The organism is Rhodovulum steppense (genome assembly GCF_004339675.1).
GTDB classification, from domain to species: Bacteria; Pseudomonadota; Alphaproteobacteria; order Rhodobacterales; family Rhodobacteraceae; genus Rhodovulum; species Rhodovulum steppense.
The window spans coordinates 1-18,544 of sequence record NZ_SLVM01000037.1; the positions used below are offsets into that span (position 1 = coordinate 1).

Here is an 18,544-nt window from a genome sequence, read left to right on the forward strand (position 1 = left end):
ACCCGCACTCAGGGCTGAAAATGCGCTCGCCCCGCGAGGTCATCGCAGCTCAAACCGCAACCGCCTGAGTGTCCGGTGAAACGGGGGCAAGACCAGCCCGAGGCTGATCCGCCTCGACCGGCGTCCGGCGCGATATTGCACGACGTAGCCTTTGCGCCCGCTTGGCAGCACCCGAAGCCCGAAGCCGGGGATGTCACTGTCCCAGACGAAGTATTCGGCGGCTTGTGCCTCTGCGGCGTCGACGATGCGCTTGGTGAGTTTGGGCATGGGAGCGGCTTCCGGGTTGTACGGTACGAGCAGGGTGATGCCCGGCGGCAAGGCCCTGCAGGAAGTCGGTCGCCTCGGAGAAGTTCAGCCGAGCCATTGACAGCGATCTTTCCAAAGCTGCGACCTGACCCTGCCAGAGCTCGACCGGACCTGCCTCCGGTGGAGCCTGCCTGCGGCGTTCCAGGTTGGGGGAGAGGGGCGGAAGCGGCGAGTCGAACACGCCCAGTTCCGCGACGGTGTCGGCAATCGCGGTTTCCTGTGACCCTTCGATCAGGATCCGCCAGATGTCGATGACACGCCTGCCGCCCTTACGTTCGCCTGTTGCGCCAAGACGGTCCACGCGGCCAATCAGCTGATCGATGCTGTCGATTTCCCAGGGCACCCTCCAGTTCGGCACGCACCTGCCGACCGCCCACCGCCGCAAGGCGGACGGATACGCGTTTCTCGGTCATCCCGCCATCCTCTTTGCATGCGCCATTGACATATGCGCCATTGGCGCACATATGGGGTCATGAACCTTGTCACTGTTGTCGAGACACCGGAGTTCCAGCGCCGTGCGCGCAGCCTGATGTCGGAGGACGAACGGCTGGCCCTGATCGATTTCGTCGCGCGCAATCCGACGGCAGGGGTGTCCATCGGCGGCGGGGTGCGCAAGTTCCGCTTCGCGCGTGACGGAGGCGGCAAGAGCGGCGGGTATCGGGTGATCCACTTCTTCAGCCCGGAGGCTGGAGTGCCGATCTTCCTCATCACGGTCTTCGCGAAGAACGAGAAGGCCAATCTGACCCCGCGCGAAACGGACATGGTCAGGCAATTGGGTGAGGCCCTTGCGGCAAGTTACGGGAGGACGCGATGAGCGACGCATTCAAGAGCATCGAAACGGGTCTGCAGGAGGCTCTGGCGCATGCGCGGGGCGAGAGGGTCGGCACCGTCCACGAGATCGAGCTGCCGGACCCTGATGTGCAGGCGATCCGGGCGCGCACGGGTCTGTCGCAGTCGGAATTCGCGCGCAGCATCGGCGTGAAGAAGGGCACGCTTCTGAACTGGGAGCAGCGCCGTCGCAGCCCCGAAGGACCGGCGCGGGTCCTGCTGGCGTTGATCGACAAGGATCCGCAGATCGTCCAGCGCACGCTCGTGCGCTGAGACAGCTAAGGGCGCGCGGCTGCCAACTGCTCGTTGATCCGGCGCACCATCACCGCCTCGATGGGCGGCAGGAATTCGGCCATGGCGAGGGGCGGGACGCCCAGCGCACGGCCCAGCGCGAGCGCCGCGCCCATGTCCCAGCCGATCACCGCGCCAGGCAGGATGCGCAGCTGGCCACCGAGGCGCTGTGCCAGGTCCCAGACCTGCGCGCCTTCCCAAGTCAGGGGTCGGTTCAGGCGCGCGGGGCACTCCGGGCAGGCTTGCGTGCACGCCGCGCAGTAGTCTTCGCCCCCGCCGTAGGACCAGTCGGCAAGGGCGCAGAGGCGTTTTTTTCCTGTTCCAGCAGCAGGCCCTTCGCGACATAGGCCCCTTGGAATGCCTCGAAGGCAGGCCAGATTTCCAGCAGGGCGTCGATCCCCTCGGGTGTCACCCCGACCGGATTGCCCTCGGCATCGCCGACACCCTCCCAGTCCAGCACCGCGCGCCGGGCGACGGCCTTGGCCATGGCGAGCGCCAGTTCCTCGGTCGTGGCCTCGGGCGGCAGCGCCTCGACGGCAGGATCGGCGCGGGCCGAGACCATCAGCGCGGTCGTGAGCGGGCGGAGCTTCAGCCGGACGCCGGGCAGCAGGTCCAGCCAGCGCGGCGCGTTCGTCAGGTCCAGCGTGATCATCAGTACGTTTCCCTCTCGTTGACCAGCGTCACCGTGCACATTCGGCGGGCGAGGTCCGAGAAGGCGCCGAGGTCGTCGTTGACCAGCACCTGCCGGGTGATGCCGATCTTCCGCGCCCAGGTCTCGACCTTGGCCTCGGCGCGCGTTTCCTTCTGTGCCTCGGGCGGCGCCGGGGTGGTGGTCGTCTCGGTCATCTCTATCTCCATGCGAATGTGGGCGCCGGGGTCGGCGGGCGTCGGCACCAGGGAAATCTCGTGAGGGGTCCAGCGCACGGCGGTCAGCATGCGCGCGCCGTTCTCGGTAGTCTCGGCCCACTCCTCGACCGAGTAGCCGACCGAGACATGCCGCAGGATGCCCGCCAGCACGTCCTGCCAGACCGGCTCCACCTCGGGCCGGGCTGAGAACTGGATCATCGCCGTGCCGCGCCTGCCGTCTACGGCAGCGCTGCGGACGGAGCCCAGCACGTCGCGCACTGCGGTCTGGCGATGTGCGTCGAGGACGCTGGCCCCTTCGAGGCGCGACAGGTCCACCGCCTGCGGATCAAGGCTCAGCCGCTCGATGTATGGACCCGCCATGTCGAGGCGACGCACCGGCGCGCCGGTGGACCAGATCACCTCGACGGTGCGGGCCTCCGGATCGGCCGTGGCAGGCGCTAGTGTCGCGCGGCGGGTCAGGAAACCGTTCCCGTCCTCGACGGTTTCCGCTGACCGGCCCGGTGGCACCATGGGCGTGGAAAGCGCAATCTCGGTATCAGCCATCGCCGGCCTCCTTCCGCTGTGACCCCGCCGTCTCGCCGAAGGCGAGCCCCAGCCCCTCCGCGCGCTCGCGATCCGCGGCGATCTCGGCATCCACCTGTTCGGCGTCGTAGCCGCGTTCTGAGATCGCCTGGGACCGGCTCTTGAGTCCCGCGCCGATCGCCATGATCTCGGCCTGCACGTCCTTCATCGGATCGACGTAGTCGAACTTCGGCGGCAGCCATTCGCACCCCAGGTAGGCGTCGGGGTTCCGGTCGAAGTCCCGCGCGGGCAACTCGCCGGTAAGCACCGCGAGCCGCACGAACCGCTCCCACACGGGGCGGCAGAACAGGTGCACCGCCACGTTGTGCTGCAGTTGCTCTACCCGGCGGCGGAACTCGATCAGTCCCGCCCGGATCGAGGAGTAGGTGACGCCCTCCAGGTCGCCCGAGACCAGTTCGTAGGGCAGGCCGAGCCCCGCCGCGACGGCGCGCAGGTGGTTCTTCACGAAGGGCGCGTAGGCGTCGTGCTCGGTCGGGTTCGAGAAGCGGATGTCCGTGCCGGGCGGCAGCGGGATCAGGCTGCCTGGCTCCATGCCCACGGTCAGCGCGCCGCCGGTGTTGGTGCCCGAGAGCCCGCCCGCTGTGCCGTCCGGGTCGGTGATGAAGCCGGTGAACAACGCGGCGACTTTGGCCTTCACCAGCGCGGCGTCTTCGAACTGGTCGAGCTCGTGCAGCCGCAGCAGCGCCGGCGCGAGCCAGGTGATCCCGCGCAGCTGGCCCGCGGCGAGCGGCTTGAACAGGTGCAGGCAATCGGCGGCGGGGACGCGGAGCGGGTCCATGCGGAGAGACCCCAGCGGATCGTCCGGGCGGGAGGACAAGACCCGATAGGCGACCCGGCGACCGGCGGCATCGAACTCGATGCCCGCGCGGATCCGCGCCCCGCCGCCGATCCCGCGGTGCAGGTCCAGCGGAACCTGCTCGCGATCCAGAAGCTCGAGGTGGAGGGGGATGTCGGCGGCGTCGCTGGCCACCCGCAGCCGGGCGAAGCTCTCGCCGCTCTCGACCATCGCGCGCACCGCCATGGCCTGCAGCCCGTAGAAATCCGCCAGCCCGTCCGGGGCGGCGTGATCGGTCCAGCGCAGCCAGAGCGCCTGCAGCCGCTCGCGCACCGCGCGGTCAGGATGCGTGGACTGCGGCTTGATCCCGGCGCCGACGACATTGCCCACCAGGCTGTCCACCGCCGCCGCGACCCACGGGTTGTTCCGCGCATACCATCCGGCCCGCCGCGCCGCCGTGGTCGCGCCCGCCAGGATCGCCGCGTTCAGCCCGTCGACCGTCCGCGCCCCCTCCCAACGCCGCCCGCCACCCGCAGCGTCGAAGCCGCGAGCGCGCGCGAGGCCGAGGAGGCGATGGAGGAAGGTCCGCATGAGGCCGATTCTCGCGCGGCAGTAGGGAGTTGACTATTGGGAACGTTTGGGAACCGCAGGATTGTGGCGCCGATCTTGTTCGCCTACAGTGCCAACGAATTCGTCGATCTGAGACCAAGTAGCTCGAGCTTCAGGTTGTGCAGCGGCTCGAGCGGCTTCGGCCAAGCGAGGACGACGACCACCATGAATAAGTCGAGAAAATATCAAATATGGCGGCCAAGAAAACTAGCAACAATGTCCGAGGTCGCATTCGCGATTTTCTAATTCAGAATGTCGGGAAGGTTGTCACCCGGGAGCAAATTCAACAAGCCGCCATGAATCCGGAGACGGGAAAGATCCCGGAGAACTGGCATCAGCGGCTGTCGGAGCTACGCGTCGACGAAGGATATGATATTCTGTCATGGCGGGATCGCGAGGGATTGAAGCCAGGGCAGTACATGCTCGCTTCAGCCACCGCTGAAAGGGTGGCGAAACCTCGGCAGTATCTTTCTGCTGGAGAGAGAGCAGAACTTTTTGCCCGCGACGGATAAAAATGCCAGTGGCCCGGGTGCTCACTCATGGCTGGAGCGATCGACCCAGTTGGCGGTGGGACAGTCGTCCTGACCGCTGATCACAAGTCGCCTCATAGTCTACCTGACGGGAAATGGACCGGTACACTGGATGACTGGCAAACTCTCTGCGCAAGGCATCAACAAGAGAAGAAAAATTTCATTGATGACGTAACTGGTCGCAAGAACCTGAGAGAGATGGTGCGTGCTGCGGGTAAGTCTGTGAAGCTTCAAATTTACGCCGATCTAAAGGCGTATTTCGGCGATAGTTAACCAGCAGGACGTGGCGGCGATTCTTCAGAAAGAAATTCGCGCCAAACTCCCAGAAAAGGAACCTGTTACCCTTTTTAAGAGGTATATCCGCGCTCTCTTAGATAAAACTCTACCTTTGCAAGAGTTGGGCGAACAGCGTTTGGTCGGCTGCCGTTCTCGTAAAACCAAGAAAACCAATCAACTGTTACGCGATCAAAGACATTGTGTGGGGTCATCTCGATGCCGCAATTCCTCATAGCCTCAACGATACGCTCAACCGCAGATCCGACAGAGTATGTGACTGCGTGTTCTGGCCTAGCAGTATCGGTTTGCGCCGCGGGTGGCTTCTGAAATGTCAAGATAAGATCTGCCTTCGGCGCGGTGTGCATCGTCGTTTCGGTAAGTGAGGGGGCTGATCGCTTCATAGGGGCAGCTGTTACAAATTTGAATCCCGCGTCGCGGCACGCATTCATCAGGCAATCCCAAACGGAAGGGTCCTTGTTTGCGAAGGCGACGGTCATCCAGCGCCCTGGTTTTAGAACGCGAAAACACTCGGAAAATACTTTCTGAAGGCCATTCGAATAATGATCCTGGTCAAGCCTCCGATATGGGTTGAAAGCCACCTCGGCCCCTAACTCCTGTTTTTCTGACAGCCATAGACACCAAAGGTACGACAATTCTCCGTATTGTATTCCCTCGCCGCCGTAGGGCGGATCAGTGAATATATAATCTACGGAATCCTCTTTTATTGGCATCACTCGGCTATCGACTATCTTCGCTCTTGGAGAGTTAAATGGGGCCCCGTTCGAAATAAGATCCAAGGCAGAAGCCAAGCTCTTCGTAACGCGGTTTTCGAAGTACCAAATTGGGTTAAGCTCCTGCCACTTGTCAGGCATCCAATAGCAATTGATCTTCCAGCTTGGTCCACCTGCCTTTCCCTCGAAGTCAGCGATCATCCGGGTGAACTGCGCTAAACCTGCCGTCAACGACAGGAGCAGCCATTCTCTGGTGTTCGGATCCGTAACTTCTAGAATCGCATTCCTAAGCTCTGCGGCGGCGCAATAGTTTCGATGCGTAAACAGCTCGCTCCAGCGCTTGACATTGCGCCGCTTCAGTTTTTGCATTTCCCAGCCGAAAATAATTTCTTCATCGGGTGCACCGAAAGGCACCGGCAATTCCATCGCTGCGAGCGTTATGTCTCTAGGTTGCGGTGGGCGTGCCGCCGTATGCTTGCAGTGAGGGCATTTGTAGCGAATCTCCCGCATGTTGTCTTTGATATAGCCGATGCTTCGAACAGTGGCGTCGCCTCCACAGCTGTCGCACGTCGTCACATACATATGTGCGATTGATCGCTCAGTCGCCGCTATTACCTGGCGTGCGGCTTCTGAAAATGCCGCAGGCGTGGGTGGCGACAGCATTGCATTTGTTAATCGAACGGCGAAAGGATTTAGGTCGAAGCCTATAGGGCGCCGTTTCAGACGAGCCCCCTCAACAATGGTAACGCCTGATCCTGAAAATGGGTCTAAGATAGTTTCTCCGGGTATCGAAAAAAAATCAATGTAGCTGGACACGATATTGGCAGGCTTCCGTCCCCAGTATTTATGAATTTTGTAGCGAGCCGGCCAAGTTTGAGCGGGAATGATGCCCAACATGACCTCGATTGTCTCCCGGTCAACGTGTTTATCAATAGTCGCGTAATCTTTCAGGGGCTCATCCTCATCGAATAGGTCGCGCTCACGTCCCTTGGGTGCGGAATTTGAGTCGTGTCGTAGTTTCACCAAGGTCAGTTTTCCATTATTGTGTTGCGCCTTGCTCAGCCCTCGTTGCTCTGCAAGTTCAAGCTGATGTTGCCGTTTATGAAGATGGATGCTCTTGGTCTTTGCGAATATCAAGTCTCTCAAGGCGTTCGAATTCTTCTACAGCGACGACGACTACGACAGGCCGTCCATGCTTTTCGATGGTGACCGGTCCCGCGCGAGCAGTATCGATCAACAGGCCAAACTGATGCTTGGCATCTCGGGCTGACATCGTCTTCATGGCCGCCTCCCCTATTCGGGTCACAGTGATCATAAGAGTCCGAAGTTGCAATCGGTCATTTCATCCATGCCGACCGGATCACCCCCTTCGCGTCGCGTGCTGGCGCCGCAGCTCGGATACCAACCCCCTCCACCTCCTCGTTCAGCCTGAGCCCCATGCTGATGAGCCCGTGCAGGGCGGCGTGGGCGTAGACGAAGGTGTCGAGGCCCTCGTTGCGCTCGCCATCGCGCTTGGGCTGCCAGGAGCGGATGGGGCGTCCGCGCTCGAAGCGGGTGACCACGCGCTCGGCGGTCAGCTGGCGGAAGTAGTCGGCGTCGAGGCGGCGAGGGAAGTGGATCGCGCCGGGGCCGGGCTCGGTCAGGCGCAGCCGGGCGTAGACCGCGTCCTTCACCGCGTCCACGCCGACGATGAACAGCGGGATCTTGCCCTTGTTGGTGCGCGTCGGGCGGCGCGGCCATCACCGCGCTCGCCGAGGGCCGCGCGGCACGCTCAGGGCGCGCAACGCCATGTCACGGTCGGGATCGCGCGGCAGCGCCGGGAACCGGACGTCCTGCGAGTCGAACAGCAGCCCGGTCTGCGCGTCATAGCCCGGCAGGTCGAGGATCGAGCCGTCGGCGCGCAGGGTCGGGCAGTTGATGATCCCGGTCAGCACCGGCAGGCGCCACTGGCCCTCGCGCGCCAGGAAGGTCTCCGCGATCCTGTGCGGGCAGTCGGTGCTGAGCCACTCGCCCTCGCGCTTGTCGAACCGCTTCCAGTTCGCCGCGCGGGTGAAGGCCTCGGCCATGTGGTGCGCCTTGACGTCGACCAGCCGAGGCGCGTCGACAGTGCGCCCAGCCGCACCTGAAGATCCGGGTGAACTTCCCGAAGGTGCCACGCCAGTTCATGCTGCAGGTCAGCCTCGGAGTGAAAGACGGGCCTGCGTGCGGCGAGCTCGATGAGCAGTTGCGGGATGTCGACCCGGCTCTTTCTGTCCGGGGAATCGTTTTCCGAAATCGCCCGGCGCATGGGCTGGTCCGTTCCTCATGCTGCCCGGATGATCGAGATTTACGCCGCGAACAAGTCGGCGTCCGAGGATGTTTTGTTGCGCCTGCGCAACAATTCCCGACCTTCTTCTGTAAACGGACCTGTAAACCGGCCCCTGCGTCACATCGCGCAGAGAAGAAACTGTCTTTTCTTTTCAACTGGCTGGGGAGGCAGGATTCGAACCTGCAACCTGCGGTACCAAAAACCGTTGCGCTACCGTTGCGCCACTCCCCAATGCTGCGGCGCTAGATACGCCGGTCGCGCGCAGGCTGCAAGCCCCATAGCGCGAAAAAACGCAGGCCGCGTTCAGGGCTGCAGGGGATGCGCCTTGGCCAGCCGGTCGAATGCCATCAGCGTCGCCACCAGGTCGGGCATCCTGTCCAGCGGGATCATGTTCGGCCCGTCCGAGGGGGCGCTGTCGGGCGCCTCATGCGTCTCGATGAAGACCGCGGCCACGCCCAGCGCCACGGCGGCCCGCGCCATCACCGGGGCGAATTCGCGCTGCCCGCCCGAGGCCCCGCCCAGCCCGCCGGGCTGCTGCACCGAATGGGTCGCGTCCATCACCACCGGATAGCCCGTGCGCGCCATGATCGGCAGCGCGCGCATGTCCGCGACCAGCGTGTTGTAGCCGAAGGAGGTGCCGCGCTCGGTCAGCAGGATGCGCCGGTTGCCGGTCGATTCCACCTTGGCCACGACATTCGCCATGTCCCAGGGCGCCAGGAACTGGCCCTTCTTGACATTGATCGCCGCCCCTGTCTCGCCCGCGGCCAGCAACAGATCGGTCTGGCGGCACAGGAAGGCGGGGATTTGCAGGATGTCCACCGCCTGCGCCGCGGCGGCGCATTGCTCGGGGGCATGCACGTCGGTCAGCACCGGCACGCCCAGCGCCGCCCGCACCTCGGCAAGGATTTCCAGCCCCCGTGCCATGCCGACCCCGCGCTTGCCGCCCAGCGAGGTGCGGTTGGCCTTGTCGAAGCTGGCCTTGAACACGAAACCCGCACCGGCCGCGGCGCAGGCGTCCTGCATCGCGCGGGCGATCATCAGCGCGTGGTCCAGGCTTTCCAGCTGGCAGGGCCCGGCGATCACGGTCAGCGGGCGGGTGTTTCCGACGCTCAGGTCGCCGATCCGGACATCCGTCATGTCAGGCCGAGACCTGTTCGCGCAGGATCGAGGCGGTCAGCGAGATCATCAGGTAAATCCCTCCGAAGATCAGGAATGCCAGCGCCGTGTTCTCGAAGGCGCGCGGATAGGTCGGCTCGTCCGGGGCCACCGGGCTGACGCCCAGCGACAGGTAGCGCACCTGCCGGTTGGCCTCGATCCGGGCGGTCTCAAGCTGCTGCAATGCCTGTTGCAGCAAAAGCTGCCGGTTGGCAAGGTCGGCCTCGGCGATGCGCAATTCGGCCGAGACGCGGGCGAGCGATCCGCCCGAAGTCCCGCTTTCGGTCATCGAGGCGCGCAGGTCGGTCACCAGATCCTCAAGCCGCCTGATATCGCCCTCGACCCCGTCGACGCGCGCCCGGCTGGGTCTGGGATTGTCCAGAAGCTGCTGAAGTTGCAGACGCTTCTCGCGCAGCTGGGTCTCGAAACCGGCGATCTGGTTCATCAGTGCGCTGGTCTCGCTGACCGGGTCCAGCACGCCCAGCTTTTCCTGAAGATCGAGCACGCGCGCCTGCGCCTCGGCCACCCGGGCCTCGGCATTGTCATAGCTCTGGTTGGCGCCGGCCATCTGGTCGCCGCGCAGCCGCTGGGTCAGCCCGTCGATCCGTTCCTCGGCATAGGAGATCAGCGCCTCGGCAAAGGCGGCGCTGGTCTCGGGATCGGCGGCCATCACCTCCATCTTCAGGATGCCCTCGGTCGGGTCGTAGCCGATCCTGACCACCTTCTGATAAAGCCTGTAGGCGGCTTCGTTGCTGCCCCCCTCGGCCAGGCGCCGGATCGGGTCGATCTCTTCCCGGCCGAAATGGCTGCGGAAGCCCAGATCGCCATCGAGCCGCAGCATCGCGTCGCGCGATTGCAGATAGCTTTGCACCGCGATCGAATCCTGCTGCATCGCAAGCCCGCCACTCTGGAACAGGCCGCCCAGCCCGCCGCCGCCCTGGCTATCGGCCTGCTGGATCACGAATTCCGATTTCGTGGCATACATCGGCGTCGCGACGACATGAAAATAATAGCCCGCGATCATCGTCGGCAGATACACGAAGGCGGCAAGCCGGGCCATCATCATCGCGAGGGCGCGACGGCGGCGGCGGGCGATGTCGCGCTGGATCTCGCGGATCTCGCGCATCCGCGTTTCGGCCGGTGCGTGCGGGGCGGGGGTCGGGACGCCGCTCTCCGGCCGGGTCGCGGGCATGTCGCGCCCGGCGTTGCGTGGCAACTGGACCTGACCCGTCCCGGCCGGGCTGGCCACGATCGCGCCTGCCGCGTCGCGCACGAGGCTCAGCATGTTCGCCCGCTGGAACGGGTCCACCCCGCGCTGGCGCAGAAGCCGCACGGCGTCGTGGTCGGATGTGACGGCCAGCCCGTATTTCCAGGCGACGCGCCGGGCCAGACGCAACTGGCGTCCGGTCAGCCCTTCGCGCCGGATCGCCTCGATCTCCTGGTCGGGGGACAGCGGCTTGCGCCCCTGGGGCGTGGGGGGCGCCGCGGCCTGCTGTTGCGGCTCGGCTGCCGGGGCCGCGGCGCTTGCGGTCGGGGCGGGGGCGGCGCCGAAGCCGTCCTCGACAGGGGGCGGCGTCTGCGGATCGGCCTCTTCGGCGCGCGCGCCGTCGCCGCGGCGGATGCGGAACCGATTAGCCTCGGGTTTGGTAGTCATAGAGTTCCTTGGCCTCGTCCAGGCTGTCGAAAAGATGGATCCGGCCGTGATGCAGAACGGCGGCCGAGCGGCAGAATTTCTCCAGCGTCGCGGGCTGGTGCGAGACGATGACGACCGTCGCGCTTTCCAGCCGCTCGCGCAGCAATGCGCCGGCCTTGCGGTTGAACTCGACATCGGTGGTGGACGGCATCCCCTCGTCGATCAGGTAGATGTCGAAATCCAGCGCCAGCATCAACGAAAAGGTGAACCGCGCCCGCATGCCCTGGCTGTAGGTGCCCACCGGCATGTCGTAATATTCCCCGATCCCGCACAGCCAGCGCGAGAACGCCTCGACATAATCGGGGTCCAGGCCGTAAAGGCGCGCGATATAGCGGGCATTCTCGGTGCCGGTATGGCGGTTGACCACGCCCCCCATGAAGCCCAGCGGGAAGGAGATGCGGCAGACGCGGTTGATCCGCCCTTCGTCGGGCTTTTCAAGGCCCGCCATCATGTTGATCAGCGTGGTCTTGCCGGTGCCGTTCGGCGCGAGGATGCCCAGAGAGTTGCCCAGCTCGACGCGAAAGGATGCGCGGTCAAGGATCACCTTGCGCTGCTTTCCGGTCCAGAAACTCTTGCTGACCTCAATGAACTCGATCATGCCTTGCCTGCGCCGATCAACCCCCGGCCCGGCCCCGCCGGACGTTTGTTTCCAGATCGGATGCTAAACCGGATTTGCGGCCACATTATGTCCGCTGCGGCGTTGGCGCCACGCGAAAACGCAAGGCACGGCACCACCTTGCCGATTGCCCGGGATCGTCGCGCCGGGGCCTCAGCCGCCCCTTGCCTCGGTGCCGAGCTGGCGGTGGACCTGGCCCGACTGGTCGACATGGAACCGGCCGTCGGGGGTGTCGAACACCCAGAAGGGCAGGAAACTGTCCCAGCTTTCGCGGCAGGGCTGCCAGCCCAGGAAGGGCGCGCCCCCTGACGGGACGGGCAGGGCGGCCCGCGCCGCCTCGGGGTCCAGCAGGAAGGGCGTGCCCGGCGCCGTGATCGCGCCTGCCTTGGCCAATGCGCAGCCCTGCGCCTCGATCTCGGCGATGGCGACAAGGGTGCCGTCGCGCAGGAAGGGCACGAGGTAATAGCCCGCATCCGCCAGATCCAGCCGGTGCACGAAGGCCGGTTCCCCGGCAACCGCGCCTTGCAGGCCGTCCCCCGCCGCAAGACCCGCGATCGCCGCGGCGCGGGCGTCGGACGGGCCGCAAGGCCCGCCCGTCTCGGATCGCCCGGAACTCACACGCCGGTCCCGCCGGTGGTCAGGCTGGTGAACATCTCGCCATCGGCCCGGACATAGACGGTCTGCGTGCCCGCGGTGATCTGCCAGAAGGGCAGATGCGGCGAATAGGATTCCCGGCAGGGCCGCCACACCATCGTCGGCGAGACGCAGAACGTGTCGGGCCGCAGCCGGAACCGGCCGCGGAACTCGTCGCGCAGGCTGAAGACATGGTCCAACGCCCGTTTCGCCACCCGCTCGCGGTCCAGATCGAAGGGCCGGGCGGGCTTGGCCAGGATCGACACGCCCTGAAGATCGCCGAACAGCGCGTCCACCTGTGCATAGCCGTGCACCTCGCCCCCCATCATCGCCGGGGCAAGATAGTAATACTCGTCCAGCCGGTCGAGCCGCTTGACCAGAACCGGCTCCTCGAACCGCGGCTGGCGCAGCTTGCGCATCGCCTCGACGCCATCATGCAGCCTGTAGCGGTCGATGCCGTCGCTCACCATCCGCAGCGCCTCTTCGCGGCGGATCAACTCGCGCCCGTTGAAGGGGCTTTCGAATTTCGGACGGCGCGGCAGTTCGATCCGCGGCGGCTCGGGGTCGCAGACGCTGATATACTGGCGCGTGCCGGTGCCGCTGTCATAGTCGCAGCCGGTGAAATAGGTCGATTGCCAGTTGGCATAGCTGACCCATTGCGCCTCGACCCCGTTCACGCCGCCGCTGCCGCAGACATCGCCCGCGTCATGCGGCGCGTTGTTGCGGTGCACGGGGTTGTTCACCCACAAGCCCAGCACCGAATAGGGCGTGCCCGGCGTGGGTTCCACATCGGTCTGCACGCCGCGCACCACGATCCAGTGCATGCAGCCATAGACAAGCGTGATCGGCGAGACCCGATAGCGCCAGAGCGTGTAGACCACCTTCTGCGTGCCCTCGGCCTCGGTCGTGGGCTTGTAGACCACGAAGGAATTGGTGAATGCCGCGGGCTTGCGGTCCATCATCGTGAATTGCAGCCCGTAAGGGTCGGTCGCCCAGCCCGGCTTGACGTTGTGGCTGTGGTTGGAATTGTACAGGTCGTCCTGGTTCATCGAGGCATAGGGCAACCCGATTTCCGCAAGAACCATCATCGCGCAGGCCGCGCCGCAGTAATAATTCGTGTCCTGCGTGTGGTATTTCGCGCCGGTGTCGAAAGTCCAGGTCATCGTTCTGTCTCCCTCTGCAGGTCGGCCCACCACGGGCAACCCGAAGCATAGCACGAGGCGACCGGGTCGCGCTTGACGGGCGTCAATCTGCGGATGCGGCAGGGCATCGACCCAGGATAGACATTCAAAATATTGAATTTGTAGAGCGCAGGCCCTATCCTTTCCGTGACCGCCCCGGGGCGGGCCGATTCCAGCCAAGGAGACAGAGACAATGACACTCGACCGCGCCGTGATGATGTTCGCAGGCTTCGTGATCCTGCTTTCGCTTGCCCTGGGCACCTGGGTCTCGGGCTGGTGGTATCTGCTGACCGCCTTTGTCGGCGTGAACCTGATCCAGGCCTCGGTCACCGGCTTCTGCCCGGCGGCCATGGTGATGAAGAAACTCGGCATCCGGCCGGGCAACGCCTTTCAGTAAGCCCTTGCGGCACACGGTCCCGCGATCCGGGGGTGTCCGCGCCATCCGCCTGCGCTAGTTAGGCGCAGCGGAGGTGCGAATGCTTCTATCCATCAGCGGGCTTGGCAAGGGCTATGACAGCGGCGGCGCGCGGGTCGAGGTGCTGCGCGGCGTCGATCTGGCGCTTGAACCGGGCGAGACGGTCGCGCTGACCGGGGAATCGGGCTCGGGCAAGAGCACGCTACTGCATCTGTGCGCCGGGCTCGACCGCGCCGATGCCGGCCGGATCGAGGTCGCGGGGCGCGATCTGGCCGGGGCGGACGATGCCACGCTGGCGGCGCTGCGCCGTCAGGCGGTGGGGCTGGTGTTCCAGCAGTTCAACCTGATCCCCTCGCTCGATGTCGGGGCCAACCTTGCCTTTCACGCCCGGCTGTCGGGGCGCGACGATCCTGCGGCGATCGCGGCGCTGGCCGAGCGTCTGGGCCTTGGCGGGCTGATGCGGCGCTATCCCGAGCAATTGTCAGGCGGCCAGCAGCAGCGCGTCGCCATCGGCCGGACGCTGGCCGCAAGGCCCGCGCTGATCCTGGCCGACGAGCCCACCGGCAATCTGGACGAGGCGACCGGCGATGCGGTGCTCGACCTGATGCTGGAACTGGTGGCCGAGGCCGGCGCCGGGCTTCTGATGGTCACCCATTCGCCCCGGCTGGCCGCCCGGCTCTCGCGCCGGGTGCATCTGTCGGGCGGGCGGCTGGCCTGATGCGCCGCACCGCCCTTGCCGCGCTGTTGTCGCATTGGCGCCGCCACCCGCTGCAACTGGCCAGCCTGCTGCTGGGGCTGGCGCTGGCCACCGCGCTTTGGTCGGGCGTGCAGGCGATCAATGCCGAGGCGCGGGCCAGCTATGACCGCGCGGCCGAGGTTCTGGGCCAGGACCAGCTTGAAAGCCTCGTGCCGAGGGATGGCCAGCGCGTGCCGGACCGGGTCTTTGTCGATCTGCGCCGCGCGGGCTGGCAGGTCACCCCGCTGATCGAGGGCCGCTGGGCCCGCGCGGGCCGCGCGGTGCAGGTCTATGGCATCGACCCCTTCACCATGCCCTCCGGTGCGCTGCCCGAGGCCGTGGGCGAAAGCGGCGACATCGCCGGGTTCTTCACCCCGCCCGGCCGGGGCTTTGCCGTGCCCGAAACCGTGGCCGAGCTTGAGGGCGCCGAGGGCATGCCGCCCCTGATCGCGGCCGAGGGCATCATGCCGGGCATCCTGATCGCCGATATCGGCATCGCCCAGACCCTGCTGCGGGCCGAGGGCCAGATCTCGCGGCTGCTGCTGGCCCCGGATCAGCCGCTGGGCCGCGCGCCGCTGGAGGCGGTGGCCCCCGGCCTCGACCGCCTCGCCCCGCAGGAAACGGCCGATGTGGCGCAACTGACGGGCAGTTTTCACCTGAACCTGACCGCTTTCGGCTTCCTGTCCTTCGCGGTGGGGCTCTTCATCGTCCATGCCGCGATCGGGCTGGCCTTCGAACAGCGCCGCGCGATGTTCCGCACGCTGCGCGCGCTGGGCCTGCCGCTGCGCACGCTGGTCGGCCTGCTGGCGGCCGAGGTGATGCTGCTGGCGCTGGTCGCGGGGATCGTCGGCGTCGCGCTTGGTTACGGCATCGCCGCAGCACTCTTGCCCGACGTGGCCGCCACCCTGCGCGGGCTTTACGGCGCGACCGTCTCGGGCAGCCTGTCGCTGCGCCCGGAATGGTGGCTGGGCGGGCTGGCCATCGCGCTGATCGGCGCGGGCGTGGCGGCGGCGCAAAGCCTGTGGCGGCTCTGGCGCATGCCGCTTCTGGCCTCGGCCCAGCCGCGGGCCTGGGCGCGCGCCTCGGCCCGCGGTTTTGCGGCGCTGGGCGGTCTGGCCGCGCTGCTGGCCGTGGTGGCGGTGATCGCTGGCGTCTACGGGCAGGGCGTGGTCGGCGGCTTCGTGCTGCTGGGCGCGCTGCTGCTGGCCGCGGCGCTGGCGCTGCCCGGCGCGCTGGCGCTGGCGCTGGGGGCGGCGGAACGGCTGGCCCGGGGCGTGCTGGCGCAATGGTTCTGGGCCGATACGCGCCAGCAATTGCCCGGCCTGTCGCTGGCGCTGATGGCGCTGATGCTGGCGCTGTCGGCCAATATCGGCGTGGGCACGATGGTCGCAAGCTTCCGGCTGACCTTCACCGAATGGCTGGACCAGCGCCTGCCCTCGGAACTCTACGTCACCGCCCGCAGCGAGGAGGAGGCGACCCGCCTGCGCGACTGGCTCACGCCGCGCAGCGACGCGCTCTTGCCGATCTGGCGTGTCGAGGGGCCGGTCTTCGGCCAGAGCGCCGAGATCTACGGCGTCGCCGATCACCGCACCTATTCCGACAACTGGCCGATGCTGCTGGGCGAGGCGGATGTCTGGGCGCGACTCGCCCGGGCCGAGGGCGCCATCGTCAACGAACAGCTCTGGCGCCGCGCCGGGCTGCGCATTGGCGATCCGGTGCCCCTGCCGGGCGGCGCGATCCGCCCGCTGGTCGGCGTCTATTCCGATTACGGCAACCCGCGCGGGCAGGTCATCATCGGCATCGCCGATCTGGTGGCGCAATTCCCCGATCTCGACCGCCGCCGCTACGCCATCCGCACCGATCCCGCCGCCGTGCCCGAACTGCGCCGCGCCCTGGTGCAGGAATTCGGCCTGCCCGAAGACAGCATGATCGACCAGAGGGCGGTCAAGGATCTGTCGCTGCGGATCTTCGAGCGCACCTTTGCCGTCACCGCCGCGCTGAACGTGCTGACCATGGGCGTCGCCGGATTTGCCATGTTCACCAGCCTTCTGACGCTGGCCGCAATGCGCCTGCCGCAACTGGCCCCGGTCTGGGCGCTGGGGCTGACGCGCACCGCGCTGGCGCGGCTGGAAGTGCTGCGCGCGATGCTGCTGGCGGCGCTGACCATGGCGCTGGCAATTCCGGTCGGGCTGATCCTGGCCTGGGTGCTGCTGGCCGTGGTCAATGTCGCGGCCTTCGGCTGGCGGCTGCCGATGTTCGTCTTCCCGGCCGACTGGCTTTGGCTGGGCGCGCTGGCGCTGGCGGCGGGCGGGCTGGCAGCCGCCTGGCCCGCCTGGCGGCTTGCACGAATCGAACCTGCCACCCTGGTCAAGGTCTTCGCCGATGAACGTTAGGGTCCTGATCCTTGCAGTTTTCCTGCCTTTGCCCGTATTGGCCCAGGGCTTTGCCGGGCTTGGCCAGACCGCCGACGGCTATACCCTGCCGCAGCGCGGCGCGGCGCTGGACTTTCCGCGCGATCACGGCGCGCATCCCGATTTCCGCATCGAATGGTGGTATCTGACCGCCAACCTGACCGGCGCGGACGGGCAGGATTACGGCATCCAGTGGACGCTCTTTCGCAACGCGCTGGCCCCCGGCAATCCGGGTGCGGGCTGGCAGAATGCGCAGGTCTGGATGGGCCATGCCGGGCTGACCACGGCAGAGCGCCATTTCCATGCCGAGAGGCTGGGCCGCGGCGGCACCGGGCAGGCGGGCGTCACCGCCACCCCCTTCGCCGCCTGGATCGACGAATGGCGGATGGAGAGCACGGCCGCACCCGACGCCGATCCGCTCTCGGCGCTGCGGCTGAATGCGGCGGGCAGCGATTTCGCCTATGCCCTGACGCTGGCGGCCGAGGGGCCGCTGGTGCTGCATGGCGAGCGCGGCTATTCGGTGAAATCCGATCTGGGCAATGCCAGCTACTACTATTCGCAGCCCTTCTACCGCGTCTTGGGCACGCTGACCCTGCCGGATGGCCCGGTCGAGGTCACGGGCAATGCCTGGCTCGACCGGGAATGGTCCAGCCAGCCGCTGGCCTCCGACCAGCAGGGCTGGGACTGGGTCTCGCTGCATTTCGACGGTGGCGACAGGCTGATGGCCTTTCAGTTGCGCGGCACCGGGGGCGATTACACCACCGGCACCTGGATCGCCGCCGATGGCAGCGCCACGCCGCTTGCCCCCGGTTCGGTGACATTCGAGCCGCGCGCCACGACCCGGATCGCGGGCCGCACGATCCCCGTGCGCTGGCGCATCGCGTTGCCCGAACGCGGCCTCGATGTCATCATCGACGCGCTGAACGAGGCCGCCTGGATGGACACCACCGTCGCCTATTGGGAAGGCCCGGTGCGGATCACCGGCAGCCATCCGGGCCGCGGTTACCTGGAGATGACGGGCCATGACTGATACCCTCACGACGCTGTCCGGCACGCTCGATGCCGTCTGGGCGCAGCTTGCGCGCGGGGCGTCCGACCGCGACGCGCCGGCCCGCCATCCGGTCCTGGCCACCGCCGGGCGGTCGGGCGGCGAGGCGCGGATGGTGGTCCTGCGCGGGGCCGACCGCGACGGCGCGCGGGTGGAAATCTATGCCGACCGCCGCTCGGCCAAGGTCGGCGAACTGGTGGCCGAGCCGCGGGCAAGCCTGCTGGTCTGGGACCCGGCGCAGCGGCTTCAGATCCGCCTGCGCGCCCGGTTCGAGGTGCTGGCGGGCGAGGCGGTCGCGCCCCTGTGGCATGCCCTGCCCGGTGCGGCGCGCGCGCTTTATGGCGGCCGCCCCGCGCCCGGAACGCCGATCCCCGAGCCGGGCGACCATATCGCCGACCCCGCCGCGCATGCCTTCTGCGTGCTGCGCGGGGCGCTGTCCGAGATCGAGACGCTGCACCTGGCCACGCTCGGCCATCGCCGCACCCTGTTCCGCGCCGCCGAAGGCTGGCAGGGCCGCTGGTGCGCGCCCTGACCCCCCGCAACTCCCGACGGA

General features: G+C 66.6%; 23 protein-coding genes, 1 tRNA gene and 1 pseudogene. 9 read left to right on the plus strand and 16 right to left on the minus strand.

Features of this window, described 5'->3' with window-relative positions; genetic code table 11:
- Window positions 1–39: 39 nt before the first annotated feature.
- Window positions 40–267 carry an Arm DNA-binding domain-containing protein gene (locus EV216_RS18840; RefSeq protein ID WP_341539368.1) on the minus strand — a complete coding sequence of 76 codons (228 nt, stop codon included), beginning with the start codon at window positions 265–267 and terminating at the stop codon, window positions 40–42.
- A complete protein-coding gene (locus EV216_RS18390; protein ID WP_165899313.1) occupies window positions 194–649 on the minus strand; it encodes a hypothetical protein in 456 nt (151 codons plus the stop codon). Before EV216_RS18390 ends, EV216_RS18840 begins: the two co-directional genes overlap by 74 nt.
- 102 nt (window positions 650–751) lie before the next feature.
- On the opposite strand from EV216_RS18390, the gene EV216_RS16850 reads away from it, so the two are divergent.
- Window positions 752–1,120: a type II toxin-antitoxin system RelE/ParE family toxin gene (locus EV216_RS16850; RefSeq protein ID WP_132696842.1), complete on the plus strand. Its 369-nt coding sequence runs from the start codon at window positions 752–754 to the stop codon at window positions 1,118–1,120.
- The gene (locus EV216_RS16855) at window positions 1,117–1,407 is read left to right on the plus strand and encodes a helix-turn-helix domain-containing protein (protein ID WP_132696844.1); all 291 of its coding nucleotides are present in this window, start codon (window positions 1,117–1,119) and stop codon (window positions 1,405–1,407) included. Before EV216_RS16850 ends, EV216_RS16855 begins: the two co-directional genes overlap by 4 nt.
- A 5-nt stretch (window positions 1,408–1,412) precedes the next feature.
- Here EV216_RS16855 and EV216_RS18720 read toward each other — a convergent pair whose 3' ends face one another.
- The 4 genes from EV216_RS18720 to EV216_RS16875 form a co-directional block, all read right to left on the minus strand.
- The gene (locus EV216_RS18720; RefSeq protein ID WP_243642118.1) at window positions 1,413–1,556 is read right to left on the minus strand and encodes a DUF7697 family protein; all 144 of its coding nucleotides are present in this window, start codon (window positions 1,554–1,556) and stop codon (window positions 1,413–1,415) included.
- 83 nt (window positions 1,557–1,639) lie between these two features.
- On the minus strand, window positions 1,640–2,077 hold the full coding sequence (locus EV216_RS16865) for a hypothetical protein (RefSeq protein WP_132696848.1): 438 nt from the start codon (window positions 2,075–2,077) through the stop codon (window positions 1,640–1,642).
- Window positions 2,077–2,835 carry a phage major capsid protein gene (locus EV216_RS16870; RefSeq protein ID WP_243642119.1) on the minus strand — a complete coding sequence of 253 codons (759 nt, stop codon included), beginning with the start codon at window positions 2,833–2,835 and terminating at the stop codon, window positions 2,077–2,079. Before EV216_RS16870 ends, EV216_RS16865 begins: the two co-directional genes overlap by 1 nt.
- Window positions 2,828–4,240: a phage portal protein gene (locus EV216_RS16875; RefSeq protein WP_132696850.1), complete on the minus strand. Its 1,413-nt coding sequence runs from the start codon at window positions 4,238–4,240 to the stop codon at window positions 2,828–2,830. The genes EV216_RS16870 and EV216_RS16875 overlap by 8 nt, the downstream gene beginning before the upstream one ends.
- Window positions 4,241–4,449: 209 nt before the next feature.
- Here EV216_RS16875 and EV216_RS16880 point away from each other — a divergent pair, with 209 nt between their 5' ends.
- Window positions 4,450–4,770, plus strand: coding sequence for a hypothetical protein (locus EV216_RS16880; RefSeq protein WP_132696852.1), 321 nt, complete (start codon window positions 4,450–4,452; stop codon window positions 4,768–4,770).
- A 27-nt stretch (window positions 4,771–4,797) separates the two neighbouring features.
- Window positions 4,798–5,061: a hypothetical protein gene (locus EV216_RS16885; RefSeq protein ID WP_132696854.1), complete on the plus strand. Its 264-nt coding sequence runs from the start codon at window positions 4,798–4,800 to the stop codon at window positions 5,059–5,061.
- Window positions 5,062–5,135: 74 nt separating this feature from the next.
- Here the strand turns inward: EV216_RS16885 and EV216_RS16890 are convergent, their stop codons facing one another.
- From EV216_RS16890 to EV216_RS16935, 10 genes and pseudogenes are all read right to left on the minus strand, one after another.
- Window positions 5,136–6,932 (minus strand): DNA methyltransferase, encoded by a 1,797-nt coding sequence (locus EV216_RS16890; RefSeq protein WP_132696856.1) that lies wholly within the window; start codon window positions 6,930–6,932, stop codon window positions 5,136–5,138.
- Window positions 6,895–7,110, minus strand: coding sequence for a type II toxin-antitoxin system Phd/YefM family antitoxin (locus tag EV216_RS16895; protein ID WP_341539369.1), 216 nt, complete (start codon window positions 7,108–7,110; stop codon window positions 6,895–6,897). Before EV216_RS16895 ends, EV216_RS16890 begins: the two co-directional genes overlap by 38 nt.
- 22 nt (window positions 7,111–7,132) lie before the next feature.
- Window positions 7,133–7,507, minus strand: a pseudogene (locus tag EV216_RS16900) (terminase gpA endonuclease subunit); the annotation flags it as partial.
- 27 nt (window positions 7,508–7,534) lie between these two features.
- Window positions 7,535–7,861 (minus strand): hypothetical protein, encoded by a 327-nt coding sequence (locus EV216_RS16905; RefSeq protein ID WP_132696860.1) that lies wholly within the window; start codon window positions 7,859–7,861, stop codon window positions 7,535–7,537.
- A gap of 398 nt (window positions 7,862–8,259) precedes the next feature.
- A tRNA-Gln gene (locus EV216_RS16910) sits at window positions 8,260–8,334 on the minus strand.
- 72 nt (window positions 8,335–8,406) lie between these two features.
- The gene (gene kdsA / locus EV216_RS16915; RefSeq protein WP_132696862.1) at window positions 8,407–9,240 is read right to left on the minus strand and encodes a 3-deoxy-8-phosphooctulonate synthase; all 834 of its coding nucleotides are present in this window, start codon (window positions 9,238–9,240) and stop codon (window positions 8,407–8,409) included.
- A gap of 1 nt (window position 9,241) precedes the next feature.
- Window positions 9,242–10,912: a KpsE/RkpR family capsule polysaccharide export protein gene (locus EV216_RS16920; RefSeq protein WP_132696864.1), complete on the minus strand. Its 1,671-nt coding sequence runs from the start codon at window positions 10,910–10,912 to the stop codon at window positions 9,242–9,244.
- Window positions 10,890–11,549, minus strand: coding sequence for an ABC transporter ATP-binding protein (locus EV216_RS16925; protein WP_132696866.1), 660 nt, complete (start codon window positions 11,547–11,549; stop codon window positions 10,890–10,892). The genes EV216_RS16920 and EV216_RS16925 overlap by 23 nt, the downstream gene beginning before the upstream one ends.
- 171 nt (window positions 11,550–11,720) lie before the next feature.
- Entirely contained in the window at window positions 11,721–12,185 is a 465-nt protein-coding gene (locus EV216_RS16930) for a hypothetical protein (protein WP_132696868.1), read from the minus strand.
- Complete coding sequence (locus EV216_RS16935; RefSeq protein WP_132696870.1) at window positions 12,182–13,363, minus strand: hypothetical protein; 1,182 nt, start codon at window positions 13,361–13,363, stop codon at window positions 12,182–12,184. The genes EV216_RS16930 and EV216_RS16935 overlap by 4 nt, the downstream gene beginning before the upstream one ends.
- 211 nt (window positions 13,364–13,574) lie before the next feature.
- Between EV216_RS16935 and EV216_RS16940 the strand changes: the two genes are divergently transcribed.
- The 5 genes from EV216_RS16940 (at window position 13,575) to EV216_RS16960 (ending at window position 18,523) form a co-directional block, all read left to right on the plus strand.
- Window positions 13,575–13,778, plus strand: a complete 204-nt coding sequence (locus EV216_RS16940; RefSeq protein ID WP_132696871.1) for a YgaP family membrane protein — start codon at window positions 13,575–13,577, stop codon at window positions 13,776–13,778.
- A gap of 79 nt (window positions 13,779–13,857) precedes the next feature.
- Window positions 13,858–14,514, plus strand: a complete 657-nt coding sequence (locus tag EV216_RS16945) for an ABC transporter ATP-binding protein (protein WP_132696873.1) — start codon at window positions 13,858–13,860, stop codon at window positions 14,512–14,514.
- A complete protein-coding gene (locus tag EV216_RS16950; RefSeq protein ID WP_132696875.1) occupies window positions 14,514–16,925 on the plus strand; it encodes an ABC transporter permease in 2,412 nt (803 codons plus the stop codon). The genes EV216_RS16945 and EV216_RS16950 overlap by 1 nt, the downstream gene beginning before the upstream one ends.
- The gene (locus EV216_RS16955; protein WP_132696877.1) at window positions 16,915–17,973 is read left to right on the plus strand and encodes a lipocalin-like domain-containing protein; all 1,059 of its coding nucleotides are present in this window, start codon (window positions 16,915–16,917) and stop codon (window positions 17,971–17,973) included. Before EV216_RS16950 ends, EV216_RS16955 begins: the two co-directional genes overlap by 11 nt.
- Window positions 17,966–18,523: a pyridoxamine 5'-phosphate oxidase family protein gene (locus tag EV216_RS16960; protein ID WP_132696879.1), complete on the plus strand. Its 558-nt coding sequence runs from the start codon at window positions 17,966–17,968 to the stop codon at window positions 18,521–18,523. The genes EV216_RS16955 and EV216_RS16960 overlap by 8 nt, the downstream gene beginning before the upstream one ends.
- Window positions 18,524–18,544: the final 21 nt, after the last annotated feature.